This is a genomic window from Micromonospora sp. NPDC049274 (genome assembly GCF_040678875.1).
Lineage (GTDB): Bacteria > Actinomycetota > Actinomycetes > Mycobacteriales > Micromonosporaceae > Micromonospora.
Map to the genome: position 1 here is coordinate 311,567 of NZ_JBFAQS010000007.1, position 23,309 is coordinate 334,875.

Annotated in this window: 24 protein-coding genes; 12 read left to right on the forward strand and 12 right to left on the reverse strand. The window is 70.4% G+C overall.

From position 1 onward, the window contains the following. The coding region (locus AB0K10_RS16360) for an FG-GAP-like repeat-containing protein (protein WP_363684127.1) at window positions 1–310 on the forward strand (310 nt) is incomplete at its 5' end. Window positions 311–624: 314 nt separating this feature from the next. Here the strand turns inward: AB0K10_RS16360 and AB0K10_RS16365 are convergent. Next, on the reverse strand, window positions 625–837 hold the full coding sequence (locus tag AB0K10_RS16365; protein WP_363684129.1) for a hypothetical protein: 213 nt from the start codon (window positions 835–837) through the stop codon (window positions 625–627). A gap of 239 nt (window positions 838–1,076) precedes the next feature. Between AB0K10_RS16365 and AB0K10_RS16370 the strand changes: the two genes are divergently transcribed. Beyond that, window positions 1,077–1,265, forward strand: coding sequence for a winged helix-turn-helix domain-containing protein (locus AB0K10_RS16370; RefSeq protein ID WP_363684131.1), 189 nt, complete (start codon window positions 1,077–1,079; stop codon window positions 1,263–1,265). A gap of 81 nt (window positions 1,266–1,346) precedes the next feature. On the opposite strand, the gene AB0K10_RS16375 is transcribed toward AB0K10_RS16370, so the two are convergent. Next, on the reverse strand, window positions 1,347–1,955 hold the full coding sequence (locus tag AB0K10_RS16375) for a class I SAM-dependent methyltransferase (protein ID WP_363684133.1): 609 nt from the start codon (window positions 1,953–1,955) through the stop codon (window positions 1,347–1,349). Window positions 1,956–2,038: 83 nt separating this feature from the next. Here AB0K10_RS16375 and AB0K10_RS16380 point away from each other — a divergent pair, with 83 nt between their 5' ends. The 4 genes from AB0K10_RS16380 (at window position 2,039) to AB0K10_RS16395 (ending at window position 8,609) form a co-directional block, all read left to right on the forward strand. Further along, the gene (locus AB0K10_RS16380) at window positions 2,039–3,268 is read left to right on the forward strand and encodes a low temperature requirement protein A (RefSeq protein ID WP_363684135.1); all 1,230 of its coding nucleotides are present in this window, start codon (window positions 2,039–2,041) and stop codon (window positions 3,266–3,268) included. 82 nt (window positions 3,269–3,350) lie between these two features. Further along, window positions 3,351–3,791: a hypothetical protein gene (locus AB0K10_RS16385; protein ID WP_363684137.1), complete on the forward strand. Its 441-nt coding sequence runs from the start codon at window positions 3,351–3,353 to the stop codon at window positions 3,789–3,791. 137 nt (window positions 3,792–3,928) lie between these two features. Further along, window positions 3,929–4,522 (forward strand): hypothetical protein, encoded by a 594-nt coding sequence (locus tag AB0K10_RS16390; RefSeq protein ID WP_363684139.1) that lies wholly within the window; start codon window positions 3,929–3,931, stop codon window positions 4,520–4,522. 157 nt (window positions 4,523–4,679) lie between these two features. Next, window positions 4,680–8,609 carry a ThuA domain-containing protein gene (locus AB0K10_RS16395; RefSeq protein ID WP_363684141.1) on the forward strand — a complete coding sequence of 1,310 codons (3,930 nt, stop codon included), beginning with the start codon at window positions 4,680–4,682 and terminating at the stop codon, window positions 8,607–8,609. A 62-nt stretch (window positions 8,610–8,671) separates the two neighbouring features. Here the strand turns inward: AB0K10_RS16395 and AB0K10_RS16400 are convergent, their stop codons facing one another. Then, complete coding sequence (locus AB0K10_RS16400) at window positions 8,672–9,130, reverse strand: septum formation initiator (protein ID WP_363684143.1); 459 nt, start codon at window positions 9,128–9,130, stop codon at window positions 8,672–8,674. Window positions 9,131–9,232: 102 nt separating this feature from the next. On the opposite strand from AB0K10_RS16400, the gene AB0K10_RS16405 reads away from it, so the two are divergent. The 3 genes from AB0K10_RS16405 to AB0K10_RS16415 are packed head-to-tail and all read left to right on the forward strand — an operon-like array spanning window position 9,233 to window position 11,809. Then, complete coding sequence (locus AB0K10_RS16405) at window positions 9,233–9,916, forward strand: response regulator transcription factor (protein ID WP_363684145.1); 684 nt, start codon at window positions 9,233–9,235, stop codon at window positions 9,914–9,916. Then, window positions 9,913–11,226: a HAMP domain-containing sensor histidine kinase gene (locus tag AB0K10_RS16410; protein WP_363684147.1), complete on the forward strand. Its 1,314-nt coding sequence runs from the start codon at window positions 9,913–9,915 to the stop codon at window positions 11,224–11,226. Before AB0K10_RS16405 ends, AB0K10_RS16410 begins: the two co-directional genes overlap by 4 nt. 28 nt (window positions 11,227–11,254) lie before the next feature. Beyond that, complete coding sequence (locus AB0K10_RS16415) at window positions 11,255–11,809, forward strand: DUF5872 domain-containing protein (protein ID WP_363684149.1); 555 nt, start codon at window positions 11,255–11,257, stop codon at window positions 11,807–11,809. Between the two features lie 33 nt (window positions 11,810–11,842). Here AB0K10_RS16415 and AB0K10_RS16420 read toward each other — a convergent pair whose 3' ends face one another. Next, window positions 11,843–12,724 (reverse strand): LysR substrate-binding domain-containing protein, encoded by an 882-nt coding sequence (locus tag AB0K10_RS16420; RefSeq protein WP_363684151.1) that lies wholly within the window; start codon window positions 12,722–12,724, stop codon window positions 11,843–11,845. Window positions 12,725–12,824: 100 nt separating this feature from the next. Here AB0K10_RS16420 and AB0K10_RS16425 point away from each other — a divergent pair, with 100 nt between their 5' ends. Then, window positions 12,825–13,274: a GNAT family N-acetyltransferase gene (locus AB0K10_RS16425; protein ID WP_363684153.1), complete on the forward strand. Its 450-nt coding sequence runs from the start codon at window positions 12,825–12,827 to the stop codon at window positions 13,272–13,274. Between the two features lie 129 nt (window positions 13,275–13,403). Next, a complete protein-coding gene (locus AB0K10_RS16430) occupies window positions 13,404–13,985 on the forward strand; it encodes a PepSY domain-containing protein (protein ID WP_363684155.1) in 582 nt (193 codons plus the stop codon). A 63-nt stretch (window positions 13,986–14,048) separates the two neighbouring features. Here the strand turns inward: AB0K10_RS16430 and AB0K10_RS16435 are convergent, their stop codons facing one another. Next, window positions 14,049–15,941 (reverse strand): ABC transporter ATP-binding protein, encoded by a 1,893-nt coding sequence (locus AB0K10_RS16435; RefSeq protein WP_363684157.1) that lies wholly within the window; start codon window positions 15,939–15,941, stop codon window positions 14,049–14,051. 213 nt (window positions 15,942–16,154) lie between these two features. After that, window positions 16,155–16,628 (reverse strand): DUF1453 domain-containing protein, encoded by a 474-nt coding sequence (locus AB0K10_RS16440; RefSeq protein WP_363684159.1) that lies wholly within the window; start codon window positions 16,626–16,628, stop codon window positions 16,155–16,157. A 69-nt stretch (window positions 16,629–16,697) separates the two neighbouring features. On the opposite strand from AB0K10_RS16440, the gene AB0K10_RS16445 reads away from it, so the two are divergent. Further along, window positions 16,698–17,339, forward strand: a complete 642-nt coding sequence (locus tag AB0K10_RS16445; protein ID WP_363684161.1) for a TetR/AcrR family transcriptional regulator — start codon at window positions 16,698–16,700, stop codon at window positions 17,337–17,339. 114 nt (window positions 17,340–17,453) lie between these two features. Here the strand turns inward: AB0K10_RS16445 and trxA are convergent, their stop codons facing one another. The 6 genes from trxA to AB0K10_RS16475 form a co-directional block, all read right to left on the reverse strand. Beyond that, window positions 17,454–17,801: a thioredoxin gene (trxA, locus tag AB0K10_RS16450; protein ID WP_363684163.1), complete on the reverse strand. Its 348-nt coding sequence runs from the start codon at window positions 17,799–17,801 to the stop codon at window positions 17,454–17,456. Continuing rightward, window positions 17,771–18,163, reverse strand: a complete 393-nt coding sequence (locus tag AB0K10_RS16455; protein ID WP_363684165.1) for a MerR family transcriptional regulator — start codon at window positions 18,161–18,163, stop codon at window positions 17,771–17,773. The genes trxA and AB0K10_RS16455 overlap by 31 nt, the downstream gene beginning before the upstream one ends. A gap of 198 nt (window positions 18,164–18,361) precedes the next feature. Further along, complete coding sequence (locus AB0K10_RS16460; RefSeq protein WP_363684167.1) at window positions 18,362–19,612, reverse strand: DUF222 domain-containing protein; 1,251 nt, start codon at window positions 19,610–19,612, stop codon at window positions 18,362–18,364. Window positions 19,613–20,072: 460 nt separating this feature from the next. Then, a complete protein-coding gene (locus AB0K10_RS16465) occupies window positions 20,073–21,284 on the reverse strand; it encodes a chitosanase (RefSeq protein ID WP_363684169.1) in 1,212 nt (403 codons plus the stop codon). A 369-nt stretch (window positions 21,285–21,653) separates the two neighbouring features. Beyond that, complete coding sequence (locus AB0K10_RS16470) at window positions 21,654–22,190, reverse strand: barstar family protein (RefSeq protein ID WP_363684171.1); 537 nt, start codon at window positions 22,188–22,190, stop codon at window positions 21,654–21,656. A gap of 136 nt (window positions 22,191–22,326) precedes the next feature. Beyond that, window positions 22,327–23,241, reverse strand: coding sequence for a LysR family transcriptional regulator (locus tag AB0K10_RS16475; RefSeq protein ID WP_363684173.1), 915 nt, complete (start codon window positions 23,239–23,241; stop codon window positions 22,327–22,329). Window positions 23,242–23,309: the final 68 nt, after the last annotated feature.

Below are 23,309 nucleotides of genomic sequence, written 5' to 3' on the forward strand. Positions count from 1 at the left end.
TATGGCGGAATTCGTGCGGATCAACACGGACGGGACGCTCTCCGCATTCCGAAACAACGGGATCCTGGATGGCAACGCGTGGTCATCTCCGTCAGTAATCGCAGCCAGTCCCGGCACGACGGACCCGCTCCGCACGCGATTCGCCGACCTGAACAACGACGGTATGGCAGAACTCGTCCGAATCAACAGCGACGGAAGTTTATCCGCTTTCCGCAACAACGGGATCATGAATGACGTGGCCTGGTCACCTGACGTTGTAATCGCCGCCAACCCCGGGACCACGGATCCGACACGGCTGGCGATCGCGTAACTCAACTTAAGCGGTCCTCATATGGCAGCCGCCTTCGGAATCTTTCGGGTGCGATTCGGTGTTGGAGGTGCGGCGGTCATCGCGAGGAGTCGTTGTGCTACTTGCGCCGCGACGCCTTCAATGCTGCGTCTGGCGTGTAGTTCGAGGTCCAGTTGGCCCTTCAGCGTGTCGTTGACCGACTCTGCCGGATCGGTTTCAGCAAGTGCTCGCCCGGGCGTGGGGCACGGTTGCGGTACGACAGTGTGGCAACCGCGCCCCACGCTCTGCCAGCCACTGGTCGAGTTCCGCGGACACGTATCCCTTGTCCGCGACCATCAGCAGGCTGGACGCTCGGTGATGACGTCAGGATCGTGTTCGAGGACAGCCATCAAGACCTGACGTTCGTTGACCTTCGGTGTCGCGAGGGCCCAGGTGATCGGCAAGCCAGCAGGGGTGCAGATCAGATGCAGCCGCAGTCCCCAGAAGAACCGCGAGCGCGAGGCGCAGTAGCCGTAGCCGGCCCACCCGGCCAGGTCCGAACGTTTCACGGTCGGTCGGGACCGGCCGCACTCGACCGGCATCGAGCCGATGACCCAGGTGGCGGCGGTCTACGGGTCGATGTCCGCCGCGACCACACGGATCGCTCACTTGAGCAGCGGCACGCAACCGCTTGTTGTGGCCGGACTGACCGGGCAGGTACGGGAACGCCCCGGGCAGATGCCCTGGGACGAACCGCAGCCAACGGGCTTCGGACCGCACGCCGAGCAGGGCCTGAGCCACGGCCAGGGTGAGCAAGCAGATCAGCTTCGGCCAGTTGAAGCCGGGCGACAAGCTGCCGTCCTTCGCTGTCCTGTGCGAACACTACGAGGTCAGCGACACGGTGATCCGTGCCTCGATGCCCCTGCTCAAGGCGGAGGGCTTGATCGACGGCCGGCAGGGCAAGGGTGTGTACGTCGCCAACCCGCCATCCAGGTAGGCCGCTAGCCGACCGGCGATCCGGTCGCCTCGTCGCGTCCACCACCCAGCGCAGGGCCGGGCCCGGAACGGCGCCGCGCGCTCACCCGTCGATGGTGACCGCCGCGATGGCGAAATGCGGCCGATGGGCGCCACCGTCGGGGCGCTCCAGGCGCTCGACCTCGGTGAAGCCGGCGCGCGTCAGTCGCTCGGAGATCTCGTCGACGGGCCACCGGTAGGCGGTGGTGACCTTGTGGGGAAAGGCGTCCACCTCGTCGCCGGCGAAGAGGCCCAGCACCAACCTCCCGGATGGGGCCAGGGCACGTCGGAACGTGGTGAGCACGCCGTCGAGGCGCTGCGGTGGTAGGTGGATCAGCGAGTACCAGGCCAGGATCCCGGCGACGGAGTGGTCGGCAACGTCGAGGTCGTCCAGCGACCCGAGGCGGTAGTTGCCGCCGGGGTGGGTCGTCCGCGCGTGGGCGATGAACTCGGGGACCACGTCGATGCCCGTGGCGTCGACGCCCAGCGAACGAAGGTAGTCGGTGAGGTGACCCGGGCCGCAGCCCAGGTCGAGCACCGGACCGGGTCGGCCCCCCAGGCGCCGGGCGATGAGGGCGAGGTCGTCGGCGTCCACCTTCTCCCGCGTGCCGAACAGTTCGATGTAGAGATCCGCGACCGAGGCGTACGCCTGCCGTACCTGCTCCGTGCCCACCGTCCGACTATAGGAACCCCGTACCGGGCGGATCACGCGCAACCCCCCGCCCGAAAGATCGTTGATGCCGAGGGGTGTACCGGATGTCGGACTCGTGGACGGCACGGCTTCTGCGGGATCCGGTGGCCGCACCCCGGGCGGCGTTCCTCGAACTCTTCTTCGACCTGGCCTTCGTCTTCGCCCTCACCCGTGTGGCGCAACGGCTGATCACCGAGCTGAACGCCCGCGAGCCCGATCGCGACGTGCTGGCGGGGGCCGCCGAGGCGCTGTTCTTCTTCCTGCTGCTCTGGTTGATCTGGATGTTGGCGGCCTGGGTCACCAGCCTCTACGACCCGGCGCTGGCGTTCGTCCAGGCGCTGGTGATCGTGGTCATGTTCGGCGCGCTGGTGCTGGCCATCGCGATGCCCCACGCGTTCGGCAGTCGAGCCGTGCTGTTCGCCGGCACCTACGTCGTCATCCAGCTCGGTCGGCCGCTCGCGCTCACGTTGGCGCTGCGCGGCCACCCGCGGCGGCTGGTGACCACCCGCATCACGATCTGGACGGCAGTCGCCGCGGTGCCCTGGCTCGTCGGGGTCGCCGTGAGCGAGCACGCCCGGCCCGCGGTCTGGGCCGGTGCCCTGGTCATCGAGTACGTCGGGTTCGCCACCGGCTGGCCGATACCCCGGCTCGGCGCCTCCCGAGTGAACCAGTGGGTGATCAACGGGGTCCACCTGGTGGAGCGCTACCAGCAGGTTTTCCTGATCGCGCTCGGCGAGGCGATCCTGGTGATCGGCCTGGCCTCCAGCGCGGCCCCGATGACCCCCGCGGAGGTCGCCGGCTTCGTCGTCGCGTTCGCTGTCACCGTGCTGTTCTGGCGGATCTACTTCCACCGCTCCGGACACCGGCTCCCCACGGCGATCCGCGATTCGCAGACTCCGGCGCGACTCGGTGAGAGGGCGACCTACGTCCACCTCGTGACGGTCGCCAGCGTGCTGATCACCGCGGTCGGATTCGAACTGGTCATCGCCCACCCCACCGGCGAGGGCACGTTGCCGACGGCCGTCATCGTGCTGGGCGGTCCGGCGCTGTTCCTCCTCGCGCAGAGCTGGGCGGAGCACGAGGTCTTCGGGCGGCGCCCCTTCCGCCGGCTGGCCGGGGTGCTGGTGCTGGCGGCGGCGGTCCCGGTCGGCGCCCTGCTGCCGGGACTGGCGGTCCTGGTCATCGCCGCCGTGGTGCTCAGCCTCGTCGGTGGGGCAGACACGCTGGCGAGCCACCTGCGAGGTTCCCCTGCTGTTGGGGCCGGTCCGTCCGGGGGCGGCCAGGGCACACGATGAACCAGCGCTTCGCCGCCCGGGGCGACGTAGACGCTCGCCTGCTCGTTGAGCGCGCACGTGACGTTCAACCTAGGCTGCACCGATGGCCATCGACACCACCGGCACGTTCTGGCGGGGCGACGACTTCACCGACCTCGCCGACTACCTCCGCGAATACCAGCCTGGCGGCTACCCGGTGGCTCAGCTCAAGGAAATGACCTGCGAACAGTGCGGGGGCGGGACCTTCGCGGTCCTCGTCGACGACGAGAACGGTTGTGCACAGGCGCGCTGCTTGACCTGCGACGACGACGTCCTGATCGCGGACAGCTCCGACCACTGGCAGGACGCCGACCCCGAGGACTGCGCCTGCCCGTGCGGCGGCGAAGCCTTCCAGGTCGCCGTCGGGTTCGCCCTGCGCGCCGACGGAGAGGTCCGGTGGGTCAGCGTCGCGCTCCGCTGCACGCAGGATGGCACCCTTGGCGTCTACACCGACTGGAAGATCGACTACTCACCCAGCCGGCACCTCCTGATCGGCGCGACATGACCACCACGGCCTGGCCGTAACGCGTCTCGTCGGCCGGGTTCAGGGTTGCTCGGTGGAAAACCTGAGACGAAGACCGGGGCTGTCACCGGGGCTTCGCCCGGAGTCGGGCGCGTGCGGGCCACCAGATGATGTTGGGCATGAGACGCGCCGCATTCTTCGTCATCGCCGGGCCGGCCTGCATCGTGGGTTACGGGCTCGTACGCCTGTGGGGGAAGTCCGACGGGACGTACGGCCCGGGGTTCGACTGGCAGGCCGCGCACCTGGTCGCCCTGGCAGGGATGGTGTGCTTCGTGCCGGCGGTGCTGGCGCTGGCCGGCCTGCTGCGCCCCAGCCCGTGGCGTACCGGCCTGGTGGCCGTCACGCTTGTCGGGCTCGCCGCCACGATGGCGCAGTTCGGGGCGGACATCGTCGAAGGGCTGCTGGCCGCCGACCGGGCCGAGATGTCGGCGCTCGGCGCGGACTTCAAGGACGTTCCCGGCGTCGACGTGGTCGTCTACGACGTCGTACCGCAGCTGTTCTTTGTCGGTCTGCTCGTCCTGGCGGGCATGCTCGCCGCCCGGCGGCGGCTGCCGTGGTGGAGCGTCGCCCTGCTGCTGGTCGGCATCGTCCTGCCTGCCGTCACGCTCGACCTGCTGCCGCTCGGCGGTTTGTGCATGCTGGTGGCGCTCGCGCCGGCGGTGCCTGCGCTGCGGCGGCCCGCCCCGCGAGCAAGCGTGGAAACCGTAATTTGATCTTGCCGACCGGAGTCGGCCTGAGCTGCTGAGATAACGCTCTCTCGGATGGTGCGAGACGTCTTGACGGGCCGGGGATCGAGCCGCAACGATGCAGGCACACCACCACCCGACGTGATCGGCGCACGTCGTCCCGCACCCGCGAAAGGACCTACCCGTGCGCAGATCCCTGAGAGCGTGGTTCGGCGCCGCGCTGAGCGCGATCCTCGTGCTGGGCGGCGTCGTCGCCACGCCACCCGCCGCCAGCGCAGCGCCCTTCACCGTGCTGGTGTTCAGCAAGACCGCCGGTTTCCGGCACGGATCCATCACCCCCGGCATCACGGCGATCCAGCAGCTCGGCGCCGCCAACGGGTTCACCGTCGAGGCCACCGAGGACGCGGCCCAGTTCACCGACGCCAACCTGGACCGGTTCGCGGCGGTGATCTGGCTGTCCACCACTGGCGACGTGCTCAACGCCACGCAGCAGGCCGCGTTCGAGCGCTACATCACCGGCGGCGGCGGTTACGTGGGCGTGCACGCGGCGTCCGACACCGAGTACGACTGGCAGTGGTACGGCGGGCTCGTCGGCGCGTACTTCGCCTCGCACCCGGCCGAGCAGACCGCCACCGTCACCGTCGCCGACCAGGCGCACCCGTCCACGCGGGGGCTGCCGCAGCGGTGGAGCCGGTTCGACGAGCTGTACAACTACCGCACCAACCCCCGGGGCGCCGTGCACGTGCTGGCCACCCTCGGCGAGAGCACCTACACCGGCGGCAGCATGGGGTACGACCATCCGATCTCCTGGTGCCAGAACTACTCCGGAGGGCGGGCCTGGTACACCGGCCTCGGCCACACCGACGCCTCGTACACCGACACGGCCTTCCGTCAGCACCTGCTCGGCGGCATCCAGACCGCCGCCGGGGCGGTCGACGCCGACTGCGGCCCGACGGTCACCTCCAACTTCCAGCAGGTGGAGCTGGCCAAGGGCGCGGCCGAGACGGGCGAGCCGATGAGCCTCACCGTCCTGCCCGACCGGGGCGTGCTGCACACATCGCGCAACGGCGTGATCCGGCACACCGACGCGGCCGGCAACACCAAGGTCGCCGCCACCCTGGCCGTCTACAGCGGCGACGAGGAGGGGTTGCAGGGCATCAAGGCCGACCCCAACTTCGCCACCAACCGCTGGGTGTACGCGTACTACGCGCCGCCGCTGAGCACACCCGGCGGCGGTGCGCCTGCGGAGGGCACCCCAGCCGACTTCGCCGTCTGGGACGGCGTCAACCGGCTGTCCCGCTTCACGGTGAACGCGGACAACACCATCAACCTGGCCAGCGAGACGTTGATCCTCAACGTGCCCACCAGCCGGGGCATGTGCTGCCACGTCGGCGGCGACATGGACTTCGACGCCGCAGGCAACCTGTACCTGTCCACCGGCGACGACACCAATCCGTTCGACTCGGCCGGGTTCACGCCGATCGACGAGCGGGCCGGCCGCAACCCGGCCTTCGACGCCCAGCGCACCGCGGCGAACAGCAACGACCTGCGCGGCAAGGTGCTGCGGATCAAGCCGAGCGCGGCGGGCGGTTACACCATCCCGGCCGGCAACATGTTCGCGCCCGGCACCGCGCGGACGCGTCCCGAGATCTACGCGATGGGATTCCGCAACCCGTTCCGGATGAGCGTGGACAAGGCCACCGGCGTCGTCTACCTCGGTGACTACGGCCCCGACGCGGGCACCGCCGACCCGAACCGGGGGCCGGCGGGCAACGTGGAGTTCGCCCGCGTCGACCGCCCGGGTTTCTACGGCTGGCCGTACTGCACCGCCCGCAACGACGCCTACAACGACTACACGTTCCCGTCCGGGCCGTCCGGGGCGAAGTTCGACTGCGCGGGCGGGCCGGTCAACAACTCGCCCAACAACACAGGCATCACCCAGCTGCCGCCGGCGGTGCCGGCCTGGCTGCCGTACGGCGGTTCCGGCTCGCCACCGGAGTTCACCGGCGGTGGGTTGTCACCGATGGCCGGGCCGGTCTACCGGTACGACCCGAACAACACCTCGACCGTGGCGTTCCCGCAGTACTACGACGGCACCTTCTTCGCCGGTGAGTTCGGCCGCCGCTGGATCAAGAACGTCAAGCTCGACGCGTCCGGCCAACCGTTGAAGATCAACCCGTTCCCGTGGACCGGTACGCAGGTGATGGACATGGAGTTCGGCCCGGACGGCGCGCTCTACGTGCTCGACTACGGCACCGGGTGGTTCAACGGCGACGCCAACTCGGCGCTCTACCGCATCGAGTACGCCCGCGAGGGCAGAGCACCAGTCGCGAAGGTGTCCGCCACTCCGACCAGCGGCACGGCGCCGCTGACCGTCGCCTTCTCCTCGGCCGGCACCCTCGACCCGGACGGCGATCCGTTCACCTACGCCTGGGACTTCGACAACAACGGCACCACCGACTCGACCGCGCCGAACCCGAGCTTTACGTACACCACAAACGGGACCCGCAGTCCGACCCTGACGGTCCGGGACACCACAGGCAAGAGCGCCACCGCGAGCGTGGTCGTCACCGTCGGCAACAGCGCCCCGGTCGTCACCGTGAACACCCCGTTGAACGGGCAGACCTTCACCTTCGGGGACGCGGTGCCGTTCAGCGTCACCGTCACCGACGCCCAGGACGGCACCATCAACTGCGCCCGGGTGAAGGTGAACTACGTCCTCGGCCACGATTCGCACGGCCACCAGCTCGGCAGCGCGCAGGGCTGCACCGGGGTCATCCAGACCTCGGCCGACGGCGAGCACGACACGGCGGCCAACATCTTCGGCATCATCGACGCCGAGTACACGGACCTGGGCGGGGGCGGCCAGCCGGCGCTGACCACGCACACCCAGGCCGTGCTGCAACCACGGGTACGCCAGGCCGAGCACTTCGGCGACTCCTCGGGTGTCCAGATCGTCGCCGGGGCCGCCGGGCACGGCGGCGCGGCGGTCGGCTACATCGACAACAACGACTGGATCTCGTTCCGCCCGTACAACCTGACAGGCGTCCAGTCGTTCAGCGCCCGGGTCGGCGCTCCGGCCGGCGGCGGCGGGACGCTGGAACTGCGCGTCGACTCGCCCACCGGGCCGCTTGTCGGCTCGGCCACCGTGGTCCCGACCGGCGGGTACGCCACCTTCGCCACGGTCACCGGCGGGGTCACCGCCCTGACCGGCACCCGCACCCTGTTCCTGGTCTTCAAGGGCGCCGGGCCGTGGTTCGACATCGACGAGTTCACACTCTCCACCAGCCCCGGCGGTCCCGGCCCCGACCCGGACCCGGAGCCGACCGGCAACCTGGCCCGGGGCAAGCCCGCCCGCGCGTCCAGCTTCGAGGGGGCCTACACCGCGGCCAACGCGTTCGACGGCGTGGCCGACACCCGCTGGGGCAGCGCCTTCGGCGACCCACAGTGGATCGACGTGGACCTGGGCGCGACGTACGCGCTCAGCCGGGTCAAGCTCACCTGGGAAGCCGCGTACGGCAGCGGGTACCAGATCCAGACCTCGACGGACGGGGTCACCTTCACCACCATCCGCACGGTCACCGGCGGCGACGGAGGCGTGGACGACCTGACCGGACTCACCGGCTCCGGCCGCTACGTCCGGCTCCTCGGCACCGCCCGCGGCACCGCGTGGGGCTACTCGCTCTACGAGTTCGAGGTGTACGGCGCCACCGGCAACCCGACCGGCGGCAACCTGCTGCTGAACAAGCCGACGTCGACGTCCAGCACCGAGGGGGCCGACGTGAGCGGCGCCCAGGCCGTCGACGGCAACCTAGCCACCCGCTGGTCGAGCACCTTCTCCGATCCGCAGTGGATCCGCGTCGACCTCGGCAGCCCGACCGCGATCGGACGGGTCAAGCTCGCCTGGGAGGCGGCGTACAGCAGCGCGTACCAGATCCAGACCTCCACCGACGGCACCACCTGGACCACCGTGAAGACGGTGACCGGCGCCGACGGTGGCGTGGACGAACACAGCGGCCTCAACGCCAACGGTCGCTACCTGCGGATCTACGGCACGGCCCGGGGGACCGCGTACGGCCACTCACTCTGGGAGGTCGAGGCGTACACGAGCTGAACCACAGCCGCCGATGTGGCCGGCACGGGCACCTCGTGTCGGCCACGTCCGTCACTGAGCCGCTAGTCGTCGGCGACGGCGACCGGCTCCGCGCCGATGCAACGGACCTTCAGCTCGTGCCTGCCGGCCGAGCCCTCGAACGTGACCTCGACGTCGTCGTCCGGGCCCCGGTCCACGTCGCGTACCCGGTAGCCCTGCGCGGGCGCCCAGGAGACGAGGCGTACGCCGGCGGGACCGCACTCGGCCACGGCCGTGCCGCCGTCGGTGGCGAAACTGCGGCGGACGCCGGCATCGGGGCTGGGCGCGGCGCTCGCGGTGCCGGCCGGCGCGGTGCCTGTCGGGGCGGCGGACGTCGGCTCCGGCGCGGCGAGCGCCCTTTCGATCTCGGCCTCGCTGCGCACCCCGCCCGGTGTGCCGGTGAGGCTCTCGCCCACCAGACGGATCGCGCCCAACCCGATCAGGGTCGCCACGGCGACCGTGGCCACCCACCCGACGGCGACGAGAATCGAACGACGGCCCATGACACGACTATCCCCGATCCGTCGTTGTCGCTGGCACATCCGGACGCTAAGGCATGGTTAACGTGCGCGTCGCTGCCGGCGGGAGCCGTTAGCCTGCCGGGTGTGGCCCGCCTGCTGCTCATCGAGGACGACCTGACCATCCGTACCCCGCTGATCCGTGCCCTGCGGGAACGCGGCCACGCGGTGGCCGCGGCCTCGACCGCGATGGCGGGGTTGCGCGACGCCCTGGAGGACCGGCCCGACCTCGTCGTGCTCGACCTGGGCCTGCCCGACCTGGACGGTCGCGAGTTGCTGCGGATGCTGCGCGCGGTCAGCTCGGTGCCGGTCATCGTGGCCACCGCCCGCGACGACGAGACCGAGATCGTCCGGGTGCTCGACGCGGGTGCCGACGACTACGTGGTCAAGCCGTTCACGGCCGCGCAGCTCGACGCCCGTGCCCGAGCGGTGCTGCGGAGGGGCCCCGCCGGGGCCGATGCGCAGGAGGTGGCCCTCGTCGTCGGCGGGCTGCGGGTCGACAGCCGGTCGCGGCAGGTCACCCTGGACGGCACGCCTGTGGAGCTGACGCCACGCGAGTTCGACCTGCTGCACCACCTGGCCGGGCGGCCCGGCCAGGTGGTCACCAAGCGCGAGCTGCTCACCGAGGTCTGGCAGATCCCGTACGGCGGCGCCGACAAGACCGTCGACGTGCACCTGTCCTGGCTGCGCCGCAAGCTGGGGGAGAGCGCCCAACAGCCGCGCTACCTGCACACGGTGCGCGGTGTCGGGGTACGGCTGGAGGCGCCGTGAGGGCCCGGCTCGCGCTGCTGGTCGCGGCGGTCAGTGTGCTCACGCTCATCGCCTTCCTGGTGCCGCTGGCGTTGCTCGTCCGTACCGTCGCCCAGGACCGGGCAACCGTGCGCGCCACCGCGGACGCGCAGAGCCTCGTGCCGGTGGTCGGGACCGCCGACGCGCCGACCATCCGGCTCACCGTCGAGCAGCTCGCCGCGGAGTCCGGTCGACAGGTGAGCGTCTTCCTGCCCGACGGCACGGTGCTCGGCGCCCAGGCGCCCCGTACGCCAGCGGTGGCCCTTGCCGCGCGGGGGCAGAGCCTCACCGGGGAGTCGGCGGCCGGCCGGGAGGTGGTCATCGCCGTGCAGGGCCGGGCGGACGGCACCGGCGTGATCCGGATCGTGGTGCCACGCCAGGAGCTGACCGCCGGGGTGACCCGGGCCTGGCTGGTGCTGGCGCTGCTGGGTGTGGTGCTGGTGCTGATCGGGTTGGCGGTCGCCGACCGGCTGGCCCGCACGCTGGTCCGGCCGATCAGCGACCTCTCCGCCGTGTCGCACCGCCTCGCGAACGCCGAGCTGGACGCCCGGGTCACGCCCGCGGGCCCGGCGGAGCTGCGCGAGGTGGCCGGTGCCCTCAACCACCTGGCCGGTCGGATCCAGGTCCTGCTGGTGCAGGAGCGCGAGCAGGTCGCCGACCTGTCACACCGGTTGCGTACCCCGTTGACGGCGTTGCGCCTGGAGGCGGAGTCGCTGCGCGACCGGGACGACGCGGCGCGGATCACCACCGCCGCCGACGGGCTGGAACGGGCGGTCACCGGTCTGATCCAGCAGGCCCGCTGGCGTCGCGCGCCCGCGCCGGGCACGGCCGCGTCGGATGCCGCGGCGATCGTCGCGGACCGGGTGGCGTTCTGGTCGGTGCTGGCCGAGGACACCGGTCGGGCGGTCCGCCTCGACCTGGCCCCCGGCCCGCTCTCCGTCGGGGTGCCCGCCGACGACCTGACGGCCGCCGTCGACGCGCTGCTCGGCAACGTCTTCGCGCACACCCCCGACGGCACCCCGTTCGCCGTCCGGCTCGCGCGCGACGACGGGAAGGTGCTGCTCACCGTCGCCGACGAGGGGCCGGGCATGCCGGCGGGCGCGGTCCGAAGGGGTGCCAGCGCGGTCGGGTCGACCGGGCTCGGCCTGGACATCGCCCGTCGCGCCGCGCAGGCCGGCGGCGGTCGGCTGGAGCTGCGGACCGGGCCGCGGGGCGGGGCGCAGGTGCTGCTCCGCCTCGGTCCGCCGACGTCGGGGCGGGAGGCTCCGCCGAGGTCGGAGCGGGAGGCATAGCCGCTGCGGTGCGGGGTAGCTGCCATCCATGGCGCGGTATACGAAACCCGAGCTCAGAGAACAGATCAAGGAAGAGATCAAGGCGTCCGACAAGGGCGGTCGGCCGGGGCAGTGGTCGGCGCGCAAATCACAACTGGTCACTCAGGAGTACAAGAGGCGCGGCGGGGGATTCCTGGGCGAAAAGGACGAGCGGCAGAAGTCGCTCCAGCACTGGGGCAACGAGAAGTGGCAGACGAAGGAGGGCGACACCCGCGCCCGCAAGGGCGACACGACGAGTCGTTACCTGCCCAAGAAGGCGTGGGACGAGATGTCGGAGAGCCAGAAGCGCGCGACCGACACCAAGAAGCGCGAAGCGTCCCGATCCGGCAGGCAGTACGTCGCCAACACCGGGCCGGCCAAGAAGGCGCGTCGAGACGCCACCACGGCCGGCCGCATGTCGGAGATGTCGGTCGCCGAGGCGGCCAAGCTGGTCCGTGGCCTCGACACCCGCCAGCTCAGGACCGCGCTGCGCAACGAGCACGCCGGCAAGGACCGCAAGACGCTCGTCCAGCGGCTCGAGGCCGAACTCAACAGGCGCGGGTGATCCTGCGGTACGGCTGGTGGCGCACCGGGCAGCTCAGGGAGCCTGATCCGTGGCCTCGAAGCCCGTCGAGGTGATCCGGTCGTCCTGTCGGTGGCGCAGGATCTGCACCTCGGTGGTGGCCTCGGTGCCCGTCAACGGCAGCACTCCCACCGAGGCGGGTGCCACGGCGGAGATGCTCGCCGGCGCGATCGTCACCCCGAGGCCGGCCGCGACCAGGTGCGCCACAGTGGCCCAACTGGTGGCCTCCTGGACGATGTTCGGTGTGTAGCCGGCTTCCAGACACGGCCGGAGATTGCGCTGGTAGGCCCGCTCGCCGGCCACCCGGGGGAAGAAGACGAACGGGTCGTCGCGCAGCACGGCGGCGTCGATCGCCAGGTCTCGCGCGTGCGGGTGATCGGCCGGCAGGACGGCGACGAAGGACTCGGTGGCGAACGTGGTGCCGACCAGGTCGTCGTGGTCGTCCGCGTCCCGAACCACGCCGAGATCGACCTCGCCGTTCAACAACCGGTCGACGATGTGCGCCGTGTACGCCTCGTGCAGGCGCAGGTGGACGGCCGGATGGCGTTCGCGGAATCGACGGATCGGCCCCGCCAGCCCGAGCGGGATCGCCGAGCTGACGAAACCGATGTCGAAACGCCCCTGCTCCCCGCGCCCGATCCGGCCCGCCTCCTGCACGTCGTCGGCCACTGTGGCCAGCACCCGCCGGCACCGGTCCAGATACGCCGCGCCCGCGGGCGTCAGCGCCACCGACCGGGAGGTACGCACGAACAGCGGCGTGCCGATCATCGCCTCGAGTTGGCGGATCTGCTGCGACAGCGGCGGCTGGGCCATCCGCAGGCGCACCGCGGCCCGGCCGAAATGGAGCTCCTCGGCGACCGCGACGAAGTAGCGCAGGTGGCGCAACTCGGGTTCCATACTTCAAGGATACGGATGACCCCGAACAAGATATTGGACGTTCGAATAGCGGTGGCCGGAGAATCGAGCCATGAAGCCGAGCACTCTGACCATCACGTCCATGACGACCGCTGCGGAGGCCGAGGCCTTCCGGACGCTGAACGAGGAATGGATCTCGCACTTCTTCACCATCGAGGAGTCGGACCGCAAGACGCTCAACGACCCCTTTGCCGCCATCGTCGACCCCGGTGGCGACGTGCTGATCGTCCGCGACGGCGGGGAGATCATCGGGTGTGTCGCCCTGGTCCGCAGCTCGGACGAGGTCTTCGAGCTGTCGAAGATGGCGGTGCTCCCGTCGGCGCGCGGCAGGGGCCTCGGCCGCCAGCTCATCGAGGCCGCGATCGAGCGCGCCCGCCAACTCGGCGCGACCACCCTGTTCCTGGGCAGCAACAGCAGGCTCGCGAACGCGGTGCACCTCTACGAGACCACCGGTTTCCAGCACGTCAGCCCGGACCAGATCCCGCTGCCGCCGTACGCCCGCGCCGACGTCTTCATGAAGATGGCGCTCTGAGCACGTCCGGCTGACGCGGAGTTCCAGGGCTCGGCGGGGGCTTAACCCGGCCTTAGCGTTCGGACAGCGCGGCGCTATCCCCGTTCAGCCGATCCTCGGAGTCGACAACCGAGGAGAGGTGGACACACGATGAAGCGCACCAATCTGCTTCTGGCGACGGTCGGCGGCTCGGCGGTGCTGGCGGTGGCCGGGGTCGCGCTGGGCGTCGCGGCCGCGAACGACACGCGGACCGGCGACACGGCACTCGCCGCGGCGACCGTCGCCCCGACGGGCACGGACGCGCCGGACGACGGGGCCACCACCGCCGCGCCGGGCACCACCGGCACGTCGACGGCCGGCACCCCATCGGGTACGCCGTCGAGCAGCACTCCGTCGAGCAGCACTCCGTCGGGCGGCACCGCTCCCTCGGGCGGCACCGCCCCCTCGGCCGGCACCGCTCCGTCGGGCGGCGCGGTTGACGAGAAGCGCGCCGGCGAGATCGCGCTCGCCAGGGCCGGTGGCGGCCAGATCGTCGAGGTCGAGGCCGAGCAGGAGAACGGCCGGCCGGTGTGGAGCGTCGAGATCGTCGCCGGCGACACCGAGCACGAGGTGGACGTCGACCGGGACAACGGCTCGGTGGTCAAGGCCGAGCAGGAGCCGATCGACGCCGATGACAAGAACGACGCCGATGACAACGACGACGACGACGCCGATGACAAGGACGACGACTGACCGTCAGTTGCCGCCGCCCGTCACGGGGATCCCCCGAGGCGGGCGGCGGCTCTGGTCGCGGCCTCAGACGGCGACGCGTTGCTCCTGGACCGTCGGTTCGTCCTGGTCGAACTGGGTGCGGTACAACTCCCGATACCGGCCGCCGGCGGCGAGCAGATCGCCGTGTCGCCCACGCTCGACGATGCGCCCGTCCTCGACGACGAGGATCTGGTCTGCCGCCCGGATGGTGGAGAGTCGGTGCGCGATGACCACGCTCGTCCGGCCGGTCAGGGCTTCGGCGAGAGCCTCCTGAACCGCGGCTTCGGAGGTGGAGTCGAGATGCGCGGTGGCCTCGTCGAGGATGACCACACGCGGACGGGCCAGCAGCAGTCGCGCGATGGTGAGCCGTTGCCGTTCCCCGCCCGACAGCCGGTATCCGCGTTCACCGACGACGGTGTCGAGCCCATCGGGAAGTGTGCGGATCAGGTCGCCGAGGCGGGCCCGCCGGAGCACCTCCCACATCTCGTCCTCGGTCGCGTCCGGCTGGGCGAACGCCAGGTTGGCGCGGATGCTCTCGTGGAACAGATGCCCGTCCTGGGTGACCACGCCCAGCGCGGTCCGGATCGACTCGGCCGACAGGTCGCGTACGTCGACGTCGGCGAGTTTCACCGCGCCGTCCTCGACGTCGTACAGGCGGGGGAGGAGCTGCGCGATCGTGGACTTGCCCGCCCCGGAGGAGCCGACGAGGGCAACCATCTGCCCCGCCTCGGCGCGGAACGACACCCCGTGCAGCACTTCCTCGCCACCGCGGGCGTCGAGCTTCACCACGTCCTCTAAAGAGGCGAGCGACACCTTGTCCGCCGACGGGTAGCCGAACCGTACCCCGTCGAACTCCACCGCGACCGGCCCGTCGGGAAGCGGGCGGGCGTCGGGCTTGTCGAGGATCAGCGGCGTGAGGTCGAGGATCTCGAACACCCTCTCGAAGCTCACCAGCGCGCTCATCACCTCCACCCGCGCGCTGGCCAGCGAGGTCAACGGCGCGTAGAGGCGCGACAGCAGCAGCGCGAGGGCGACCACGGTCCCGGCGTCGAGGCTTCCCCGGAGGGCGTAGAGACCGCCCAGCCCATAGACCAGGGCCAGCGCCAGCGAGCCGACGACTGTCAGCGCGGTGATGAAGACCCACTGGAGCATGGCGGTACGGATGCCGATGTCCCGCACCCGCCGCGCCCGCGCCGCGAACTCGGCCGACTCCTCGGCCGGCCGCCCGTACAGTTTCACCAGGGTCGCGCCGGGCGCGGAGAAGCGTTCGGTCATCCGTGTGCTCATGGCGGCGTTGTGCTCGGCGGCCTCACGCTGCAACTGGGCGAGCTTCGAACCCATCCGGCGCGCCGGGAGGACGAAGACGGGCAGCAGAACGAGCGCCAGCACCGTGATCTGCCACGAGAAGCTGAGCATCACCGCAAGCGTCAGCGCCAGGGTGACAGCGTTGCCGACCACCCCGGACAGGGTGTCGCTGAAGGCCCGCTGCGCGCCGATCACGTCGTTGTTCAGGCGGCTGACCAGCGCACCGGTGCGCGTCCTGGTGAAGAACGCCACAGGCATGCGCTGGACGTGGTCGAAGACGGCCGTCCGCAGTTGGACGATGAGCCCCTCACCGATGCTGGCGGAATGGAACCGCGTCACCAGACCCAGGCCGGCTTCGGCCAGGGCGATAACGGCGATCAGCACCGCCAACCGGATCACGACGCCGCTGTCGGCGCCGTCCACGATGGCCTCCACCACCCGTCCGGCGAGGACGGGCGCCGCCACCGTGAGGACCGCCGTCACCACACTCAACAGTAGGAACCTGACGATCAGGGCCCGGTGCGGCCCCGCGAACTCCGCGATACGCCTCAGGGTGACACGGGACAGTGGTCGTTCTTCCTGCGCGTTCATCGCGTGGCGCAGAGACGTCCACGCGGTAACTTCCATGCTCATGCGGTACCTCCGCGACGAGGTTAGAACCTCATCCGAGGTTGAGGTCAAGCCAGTTCGCGGGGCATTCCAGCTCGGTGGGCAGCACTGCCATCCGGGACAGGGCTTGAGGACCACCACAGTGGTGTCGGAGGGTCGCGTCGCGGCCCGGCGAAGGCGCCGAGGTTGGTGTTGATCTCGCGCCAGCGGCCCACAGTCAGCGGCGCCGTGCTGTGGTCATCGACGTTCGGGTGCGAACGGCACCCGTAGGGCGATGCCCCGGCGGGTCACGGCCAACGCCTCACCGATGAAGCTGATGCCGAGGGTGAGGTGGATCGGACGGGCCGCCGCCCGCATGCCGAGTTGGTCGGCGAGCAGGCCGTAGCCGAGCATCACGACAAGGGTGCCGACAATGGCCGCGAAGGTGCGGCCGCGGTACCGCTGCCAGAGGAAGCCGCGCTTTTCGTAGACCACGACGAACGAGCCGCGGAGATGCCCGAGGGTGAGGCCCAGTACGCAGCCGCCCACCAGCCAGGCGTAATCGGCGGTGCGCAGGCCGTCGGCCCGGAGCAGGGTGTAGAGGCCGATGGTGGTGAGGATGACTGGTGGCGCCCACAGGTCGCGCCTGTTCAGCGGCTCGCCAACCAGCCGCTTCACGACGACGACGATCAGCGCGAGGACGATGATCGTCGCCAGGATCCAGCCGTTCACTACCGCACCTCCCCGTATTTAGCATTGTCGTGCCAAATTATCATGGCATGGTCGTGCTATAAAGATCTCGTGCCGAAGATCGTCGATCCCGAGCAACGCCGTCGTGTGGTGGCCGACGCCGTACACGCGGTCGTCGCGCGCGACGGCCTGCAAGCGGCCACGTTGAGCCAGGTGGCCGACGAGGCGGGGCTGGCCGTCGGATCGGTTCGGCACTACTTCACCGACCACGAAGAACTGATGATCTTCGCCGTGCGGGAGCTCGGCCGTCGCGTCGGCGAGCGGGTCTGGGCGCACGCCGAGCGCTTGCTCAGCGACTCCGACGGCAGCCGCGCGGATCGACGCCGTCGCACCGAGGAACTCCTCGCCGAATTTCTGCCGCTCGACGACCTCAGACGCGACGAGATGCTCCTGCGGCACACGTTCGCCACGGCGGCCCGGACTCGTCCGTCGTTGCTCATCCACGCCGAGGCGCTGCAGAGCACCCTGGACGAGTTGGTTCAGCGCACGTTGCAAGGTGCGCAGGCAACCGGCGGCCTGCCCGCGGACCTCGACGTGGAAGTGGAGAGCGTCCGCCTACGTGCCCTGCTCGACGGGCTGGGACTGCAGGCCGTGTTGTTTCCGCGGCGTTTTCCGCCGGATCTGTTGCGCCAGGTGCTGCGCCGTCACCTGGACTCGCTTGTCGCCACGCCGCACCGTGCCGCCGGGCTGTGATCCGAGCGCGCTCACCCCACCCGGCTCGCGACCTGCGGCTGCGCCCACCGCCCCAGTCAGGGTGAGGAACTACTCGTCTGTAGGAGTGATTCCTGACTCGAGCAGCGGTGACGGTCAGAGGCCGGCGTGCAGGGTCAGGCTCTGCCGCAGGTGGAGCTTCGGCCGGGACCCGACGATCGAGCCGACGACCTCACCCCGCCGGAACACCAGCAGCGTCGGCAGGGACATGACCTGGTAGCGCCGCGTGGTCTGCGGGTTCTCGTCGGAATTGAGCTTGGCGATGACCATCCGATCGCCGAACTCCTGGGCCAGCTCGACGAGGCTTTTCTCGATCATCTTGCAGGGTGGGCACCACTCGGCCCAGAAGTCGACCACGACGGGCCGGTCGCTGGTCAGCACCAGCTCGGCGAACGTGGCATCGGTGACGGTGGTCAGGGAGCCGACTGTCGTTTCCTGGGGCATGTTTCCTCCCGGTGCGCGATGGCGTGGGTGAGCTGGGTGCGTAACTGCTGACGGACCGCGGTGAGCCGAACGAGATAGTCGTCGACCTCGGCGAGCTTGCGCCGCAGCACCAGCACCGAATCCGGGCAGACGTCGCCGGACGAGTTGCCCGCCCGCAGGCACGCGACGAACGGGCGGACGTCGTCGAGGCCGAAGCCGACGTCGAGCAGCGCCCGGATCTCCCGGACGACCCGCAGCTCCGCCTCGTCGTAGACGCGGTAGCCGTTGGCCGAGCGCTGTGGGCGTACCAACCCGTGGGCCTCGTAGTAGCGCAGCGTCCGGGTGCTCGTGCCGGCCCGTTCCGCCAGCTCGCCGATCAGCATCAGACCTCCTCGACCAGCCCGTCGCGACCAGGCTAAACCTTGTCGTTGGCGTCAAGGCAAGCCGCGCGACGACTCCCCGCGCGGTGCCATCGAACGAGGTCAGGCGACCAATGGCGCAGGTGATCGGGTGGCGGGCTGGCTCAGCTGGTGACGCGCTGATCATCTGCGCGCGTGTCGTTGTTCTGTTGGCTGCCGTGCTTACGTTCGTCGATGGTAGTGGTTTCGGCGGGGGAGCTGTGCGGGGTCGAGCCAGGTGGGTGGGATGAATTCGGGATGGCCGTCGCCGCCGATGCGCACGGACCAGTCGCCGTGGTGGAGGTGCCGGTGGTGGTGGCCGCAGAGCAGGACAGCGTTGGTCAGGCTCGTGTCGCCGCCGTCGGCCCAGTGTCGGATGTGGTGGGCGTCGCACCAGCGGGGTGGACGATCGCAGCCCGGGAACGCGCAGCCACGGTCGCGGAGCAGCAGCGCCCGACGTAGCGGGCCGATGACGAGCCGGCGTTGTCGGCCGACGTCGAGGGGTTGGCCGGCGCCGCCGAGCACGGCGGGCAGGATGGCGGCGTCGCAGGCGAGGCGGCGCACGGCCTCGGGCGTGAGCTGCAGGCCGGTGTCGAGAGCACCGATGCCCAACTGTCGGATCAGTTCGTCGTAGCTGGTGGTGATGACGAGCTGGGTGGGATCGCCGCCGTTTTCAGGGAGGTCGCCGGTGCGCAGCGCGAGTCGGCAGACGTCGGCGAGGGCGTCGTGGCGGCGTTGGCCCGGGGTGCGGGTGTCGTCGGGCCCGGACGGTGCTGTCAGCGGGTCGATGGCGGCGCGGAGCAGGCCAGCGGTCTCGGCGTCGAGGGTGCCGGTGAGCCGGAGTCGGCCGTCGGTCTGCTGGGAGAGGGTGAGGTGCCGGTCGCGGGCGGCCCGTGACTCGGCCGCTCGCAGCGCGGCTTCGGCGGCGGCGTCGGCGACCTCGGGGGCGACGTGGTCGAGAATGCGGGTGCTGAGTTTGCCCAGCAGGTTGGGGTCGAACCGTCCGGCCCAGTCGACCAGCAGACCGACGGCCTTGTCGGCGGCCTCCGCGCCGGCGGTGGTGTGCACGGTGGTGACGGTGTCGGCGATGACCCGGGCCTGCTCCTGGGTGATGTGCCCGTCGGCGAGCGCCTGTCGTACCCCAGGGTTGCCGGTGTCCAGAGTGGTGGCGAGGTCGACCAGTCGGCGGGCGGCGGGGACGGTTAGCCGGAGCCGTTCGCGCAGCCAGACGGCGGTTGAGGACGCGCCCTGCGCCGTCGCGGTGCCCCGGCTGTCCACCTCGCGCACGAGAGCCGACGTGACTGCGGCGAGGCGTTGCTGGAGGCGGTGCGCGGCGTCGAGCGCGGCGATCAGGTCGTGGTCGGCGAGGGCCCAGGGGGCCATGTCGGTGCAGGCGGCGACCACGCCGTCCGCCTGCACCAACTCCTCAACCATGAACCGATACTAGAACAGGTGTACGACAAGTAACGTTCATGATGATCAATGGTTCTCCAGCACGGTGGGGCCTCGAGCAGACTCCGGCTGTGGACACTGGAGGTGATCTATCGTTGCGAAACAGGGTCTCGTCGCGGCGATGAGTGTGCCGGTGCCTGTCGGTCTGCACCCGTCGGGCCGTCACGACGCGGGACGTGCGGGATGTGAGGGAGTCACCCGCCGCTCCGGCGCTCCCCATGTCTGCTGGCGTCTTCCTCTACGCAGACTCGCGGTGGTTGCTGCGGTGAGCACAGGTGACGGACAGTGGCGGCACGCGCATGCCACGTCAGGACGCTGGAACGTGGTCGGCGCTGAAGATTTGTTGGAGGTGGCGCCGAGCGTCAGCGTCACGGCAAGGTCGCTTGACGGCACGGCTCAGGGCGCCGCGAGGCGACGCCCTGAGCTTCGGTGCGTGCGGTCCCTAGCCGATGCGGAACTGCTGGCCGTAGACGGCGAACGTCAGCGGCGTGTTCAGGTTGAAGTTGCCGTTGTTGAGGAAGACCCGCTGTGCGGTGTCGACGCGGGACGTGTCCGAGTGGGCCTCTTCCTTCTTCATCTCGATGACCCGCTCGTCGAGGAACGCGTTGAGCCAGGTCCGCTCGTCGCCGCCTTGGGCCGGCGGCTTCGCCCGGGCGAGGGCGCGGCTGCGGATCTGGCGCATGCCCTCGTACCCGTGCATCACCGCCGCGTCGTAGTAGGCGAACTGGCCGAGGGCCCGGACCTGGTCGTTCTTGCCGTCGCGGACCGACGGGTTGAAGTACACCCGGTCCCGTTCGGCTTCCTGCGCGGCCCGGAACACCGAGTCGTTGGCGGCGGTCCGCCAGTCGCGGGGGAAGTTGGGGTCGAGGCCGGCGTGCGACGCGGTGCCGTTGACGTTGCGCAGCGCCGGCAGGTATCCGGCCAGCACGTTGCCCGGCTTGCTGCTGGTGTACGCCTCGACCAGCTCCAGCATGTCGCCGGTGCCGGAGCAGAAGCCGATGATGCCGGCGGTGTAGCCACGGCCGTCGCCGATGTCCTCGATGTAGGAGAACTGCGCGCGCCAGTCCAGAGAGGAGTTCTCCGCCGCCGAGACGAGCTGCATGGCGACGTCCTTCTTCGCCGCGTCGTCGAGGTTGGTGCCGGCCGGCACGCTGGCGGTCGGCGTGGGGGTGGTGCTGCCGCCGGGCAGGGTCCATCGCTGGTTGGTGGTGCCGCCGCAGGTCCAGATCTGCAACCGCGCGCCGTTGGCGGTGCTCCGGTCGGTCACGTCCAGGCACTTGCCCGAGGCGGTGTTGACCAGGGCGCCACTGCTGGCCGTCCACTTCTGGGCGCCGGTGTTGTTGCAGTCGTACAGCTGGACCTTGGCGCCGTTGGCGGTCGACGCTGCGGTGACGTCGAGGCATTTGCCGAGCGCGCGGATCGAGGCGTCGGAGTTGCCGACCGTCCACGTCTGGGCCGCGCTGCCGTTGCAGTCGTAGAGCTGCACCGCCGTGCCGTTGGCCGGATTGGCGCCGGCGACGTCGACGCACTTGCCACCGAGGCCGGTGATCGGGCCGGCGGTCGCGGCGCTGGCCGACGGCAGGCCGTAGCCGATCGCCGCGACACCGATAAGCAGGGTGCCCACGACGTAGGCGGCTGTTCTCTTGCGCACCATGGTGTTCCTCGGGGAAGGGGCGGCGTGCCGCCGGCCGGTCGGTGCCCGGCGCGGCGATCGGCCCCGGCGAGCAACCGCGAGCATTAGGAAACTGTATTAACAAATAGCAGCACGTCGATCAACTGTCAATCGCGGGTCAGCCGAGCAAGTCGTCGGTGGCACTGCGGGGCGCGGTCACGCAGGCGACCACCGCGGGATACTCGCCCGTGCCCCTGAGGTAGGTGACGCGCATGCGGCGGATGGCCAGCGGGAGGAGCCGGACTGCGCGGGCGGCTCTGCGACGGCGAGCTGGGGGATGAGGGCCACGCCCTGGCCGGCTCGGGGCAACCGCCACTCAACAACCGTCCTCCTCGCTGTGGTGATGCGGTGTCACACCTGCTCCGACGGAACGTGTTGAGTCAGCATCGGGCCGTCCTCGCCGATGAGCGTCGCGCTCAGCCGGCCATCAGTGAGAGCCACGCCCACGTCTGGACCGGCGGCAACTGGCTCAGCCCAAGCGGCGGGCTCCGCCCGCGCGAGTAGGAAGACGAAGTGCAGGGCGAACGGCGGTCGATCTTCATGAGGAATGCCGTCGGCGTCGAGTTGACGGTTCGCGTGCCATGCCGCCTGGCAGAGCGCCGACACGAAGAGACCCAGGAACTCGGCGCCGATCAGTTCGTCGGCCTCCTCTATCAGGACAACGAGGGCCTGGTCGGCGGTGTCATGGCCGTGCCAGTCGTGCAGGCAGTCCACGAGCGCATCCCAGTTGTGGCCGAAGTAGCCAGGGAACGACAGCTCGCGGGCGAAGGCCGCAAACAGTGACGCCGGCTGTCGCAACTCGTGGGCGTGCAGCTTCGCTACCCGCGCACCCTGCTTCCGCAGCTCGGCCACCTCGGCGACTATCCAAGGATCGTCCTCGCGGGTCACGAAAACCCATGGTGGTTGACACGTGCTCAGGCTGGGACCACTCACGTCCATGAATCTCGCACATCTCACCGCCGAGCGTGCCGCGAGCTTGCTCGTGATCCGGGCGATCCGGTCGTTCACCGATGCTTCTGTCCGGTCAGAGGGAACTCCGGGTCCCCAGGATGGTCGATGCGCGTCCTTCGCGGGTGGCGGCGTGCAGAGCGGCGATCACCGCGGCGACGGCCGGATGGGCGGCGGCGCCGCGACGGAACGCGATCCGGGTACGCCGCCGGGTCGGCAGGGCGGTCAACCGGACCTCGGCGGGCGGCGAGGCGGCGGCGAGCTCGGGTACGAGGGAAACGCCCTGCCCGGCGGCGACCAGGGCCAGGACGGTGGCGAAGTCATCGGCGTGGTGGCGGGCCTGCGGGGTGAATCCGGCGGCCCGGCAGACCCGCAGGGTGACCTCGTGACACAACGTGCCGGACGTGGCCGATATCCACGGCATGTCGGAGACATCGTCCAGGGCACCGGTCGCGGTGGCCACCGGTTCGGCCAGGTAGACCGTCTCTTCCAGCAGCGGTACGGAGTCCAGCGCCGGGTCAGCCTCGGCGGGCGCGATGTCGTAGTCGTTGAGCAGGCCGACGTCGAGGCTCCGTTCGAGCAGCGCGGCCGGAACCGCGACCGGGTCCAGTTCGGTGACCGTCAGCTCCAGCGCCGGGTGCTCACGGCCGAGCGCGACCAGCACCGGCGGCAACAGGGTGCGCATGGCGCTGGGGAAAGCGCCGATCCGGACCGGTCCGGCGGGTCCGGTCCGGACGGCGGCGATCGCGGCGTCCGCTTCTTCCAGCGCGGCCAGGACGGTTTCGGTGTGCCGGACCAGGATCTGCCCGGCCGCGGTGAATGCCACCCGGCGGCCGGTGCGTTCCAGCAGCGGCACCCCGGCTTCCCGTTCCAGCGCGGCCAACTGCTGCGAGACCGCCGACGGTGTGTACGTACGGGCTTCGGCGACCGCCGCTATCGTGCCGAGCCGATGCAGGTCGCTGAGCAGCCGTAGCCGGCGGACGTCAAGCATCAGTTCAGCTTACGTATTGGTTGAGCAATCGGAACTGGACCTTCATCTGTCGTCGTACGAGGGTGGAG

What these genes read in the sequence shown, in the direction of transcription:
- AB0K10_RS16380 (WP_363684135.1), top strand. Translation starts at nt 2,039, where the DNA reads ATGTCGGACTCGTGGACGGCACGGCTTCTGCGGGATCCGGTGGCCGCA.
- AB0K10_RS16385 (WP_363684137.1), top strand. Translation starts at nt 3,351, where the DNA reads ATGGCCATCGACACCACCGGCACGTTCTGGCGGGGCGACGACTTCACC.
- AB0K10_RS16390 (WP_363684139.1), top strand. Translation starts at nt 3,929, where the DNA reads ATGAGACGCGCCGCATTCTTCGTCATCGCCGGGCCGGCCTGCATCGTG.
- AB0K10_RS16400 (WP_363684143.1), bottom strand. Translation starts at nt 9,130, where the DNA reads ATGGGCCGTCGTTCGATTCTCGTCGCCGTCGGGTGGGTGGCCACGGTC.
- AB0K10_RS16415 (WP_363684149.1), top strand. Translation starts at nt 11,255, where the DNA reads ATGGCGCGGTATACGAAACCCGAGCTCAGAGAACAGATCAAGGAAGAG.
- AB0K10_RS16420 (WP_363684151.1), bottom strand. Translation starts at nt 12,724, where the DNA reads ATGGAACCCGAGTTGCGCCACCTGCGCTACTTCGTCGCGGTCGCCGAG.
- AB0K10_RS16425 (WP_363684153.1), top strand. Translation starts at nt 12,825, where the DNA reads ATGACGACCGCTGCGGAGGCCGAGGCCTTCCGGACGCTGAACGAGGAA.
- AB0K10_RS16430 (WP_363684155.1), top strand. Translation starts at nt 13,404, where the DNA reads ATGAAGCGCACCAATCTGCTTCTGGCGACGGTCGGCGGCTCGGCGGTG.
- AB0K10_RS16435 (WP_363684157.1), bottom strand. Translation starts at nt 15,941, where the DNA reads ATGAGCATGGAAGTTACCGCGTGGACGTCTCTGCGCCACGCGATGAAC.
- trxA (WP_363684163.1), bottom strand. Translation starts at nt 17,801, where the DNA reads ATGCCCCAGGAAACGACAGTCGGCTCCCTGACCACCGTCACCGATGCC.
- AB0K10_RS16455 (WP_363684165.1), bottom strand. Translation starts at nt 18,163, where the DNA reads ATGCTGATCGGCGAGCTGGCGGAACGGGCCGGCACGAGCACCCGGACG.
- AB0K10_RS16460 (WP_363684167.1), bottom strand. Translation starts at nt 19,612, where the DNA reads ATGGTTGAGGAGTTGGTGCAGGCGGACGGCGTGGTCGCCGCCTGCACC.
- AB0K10_RS16465 (WP_363684169.1), bottom strand. Translation starts at nt 21,284, where the DNA reads ATGGTGCGCAAGAGAACAGCCGCCTACGTCGTGGGCACCCTGCTTATC.
- AB0K10_RS16475 (WP_363684173.1), bottom strand. Translation starts at nt 23,241, where the DNA reads ATGCTTGACGTCCGCCGGCTACGGCTGCTCAGCGACCTGCATCGGCTC.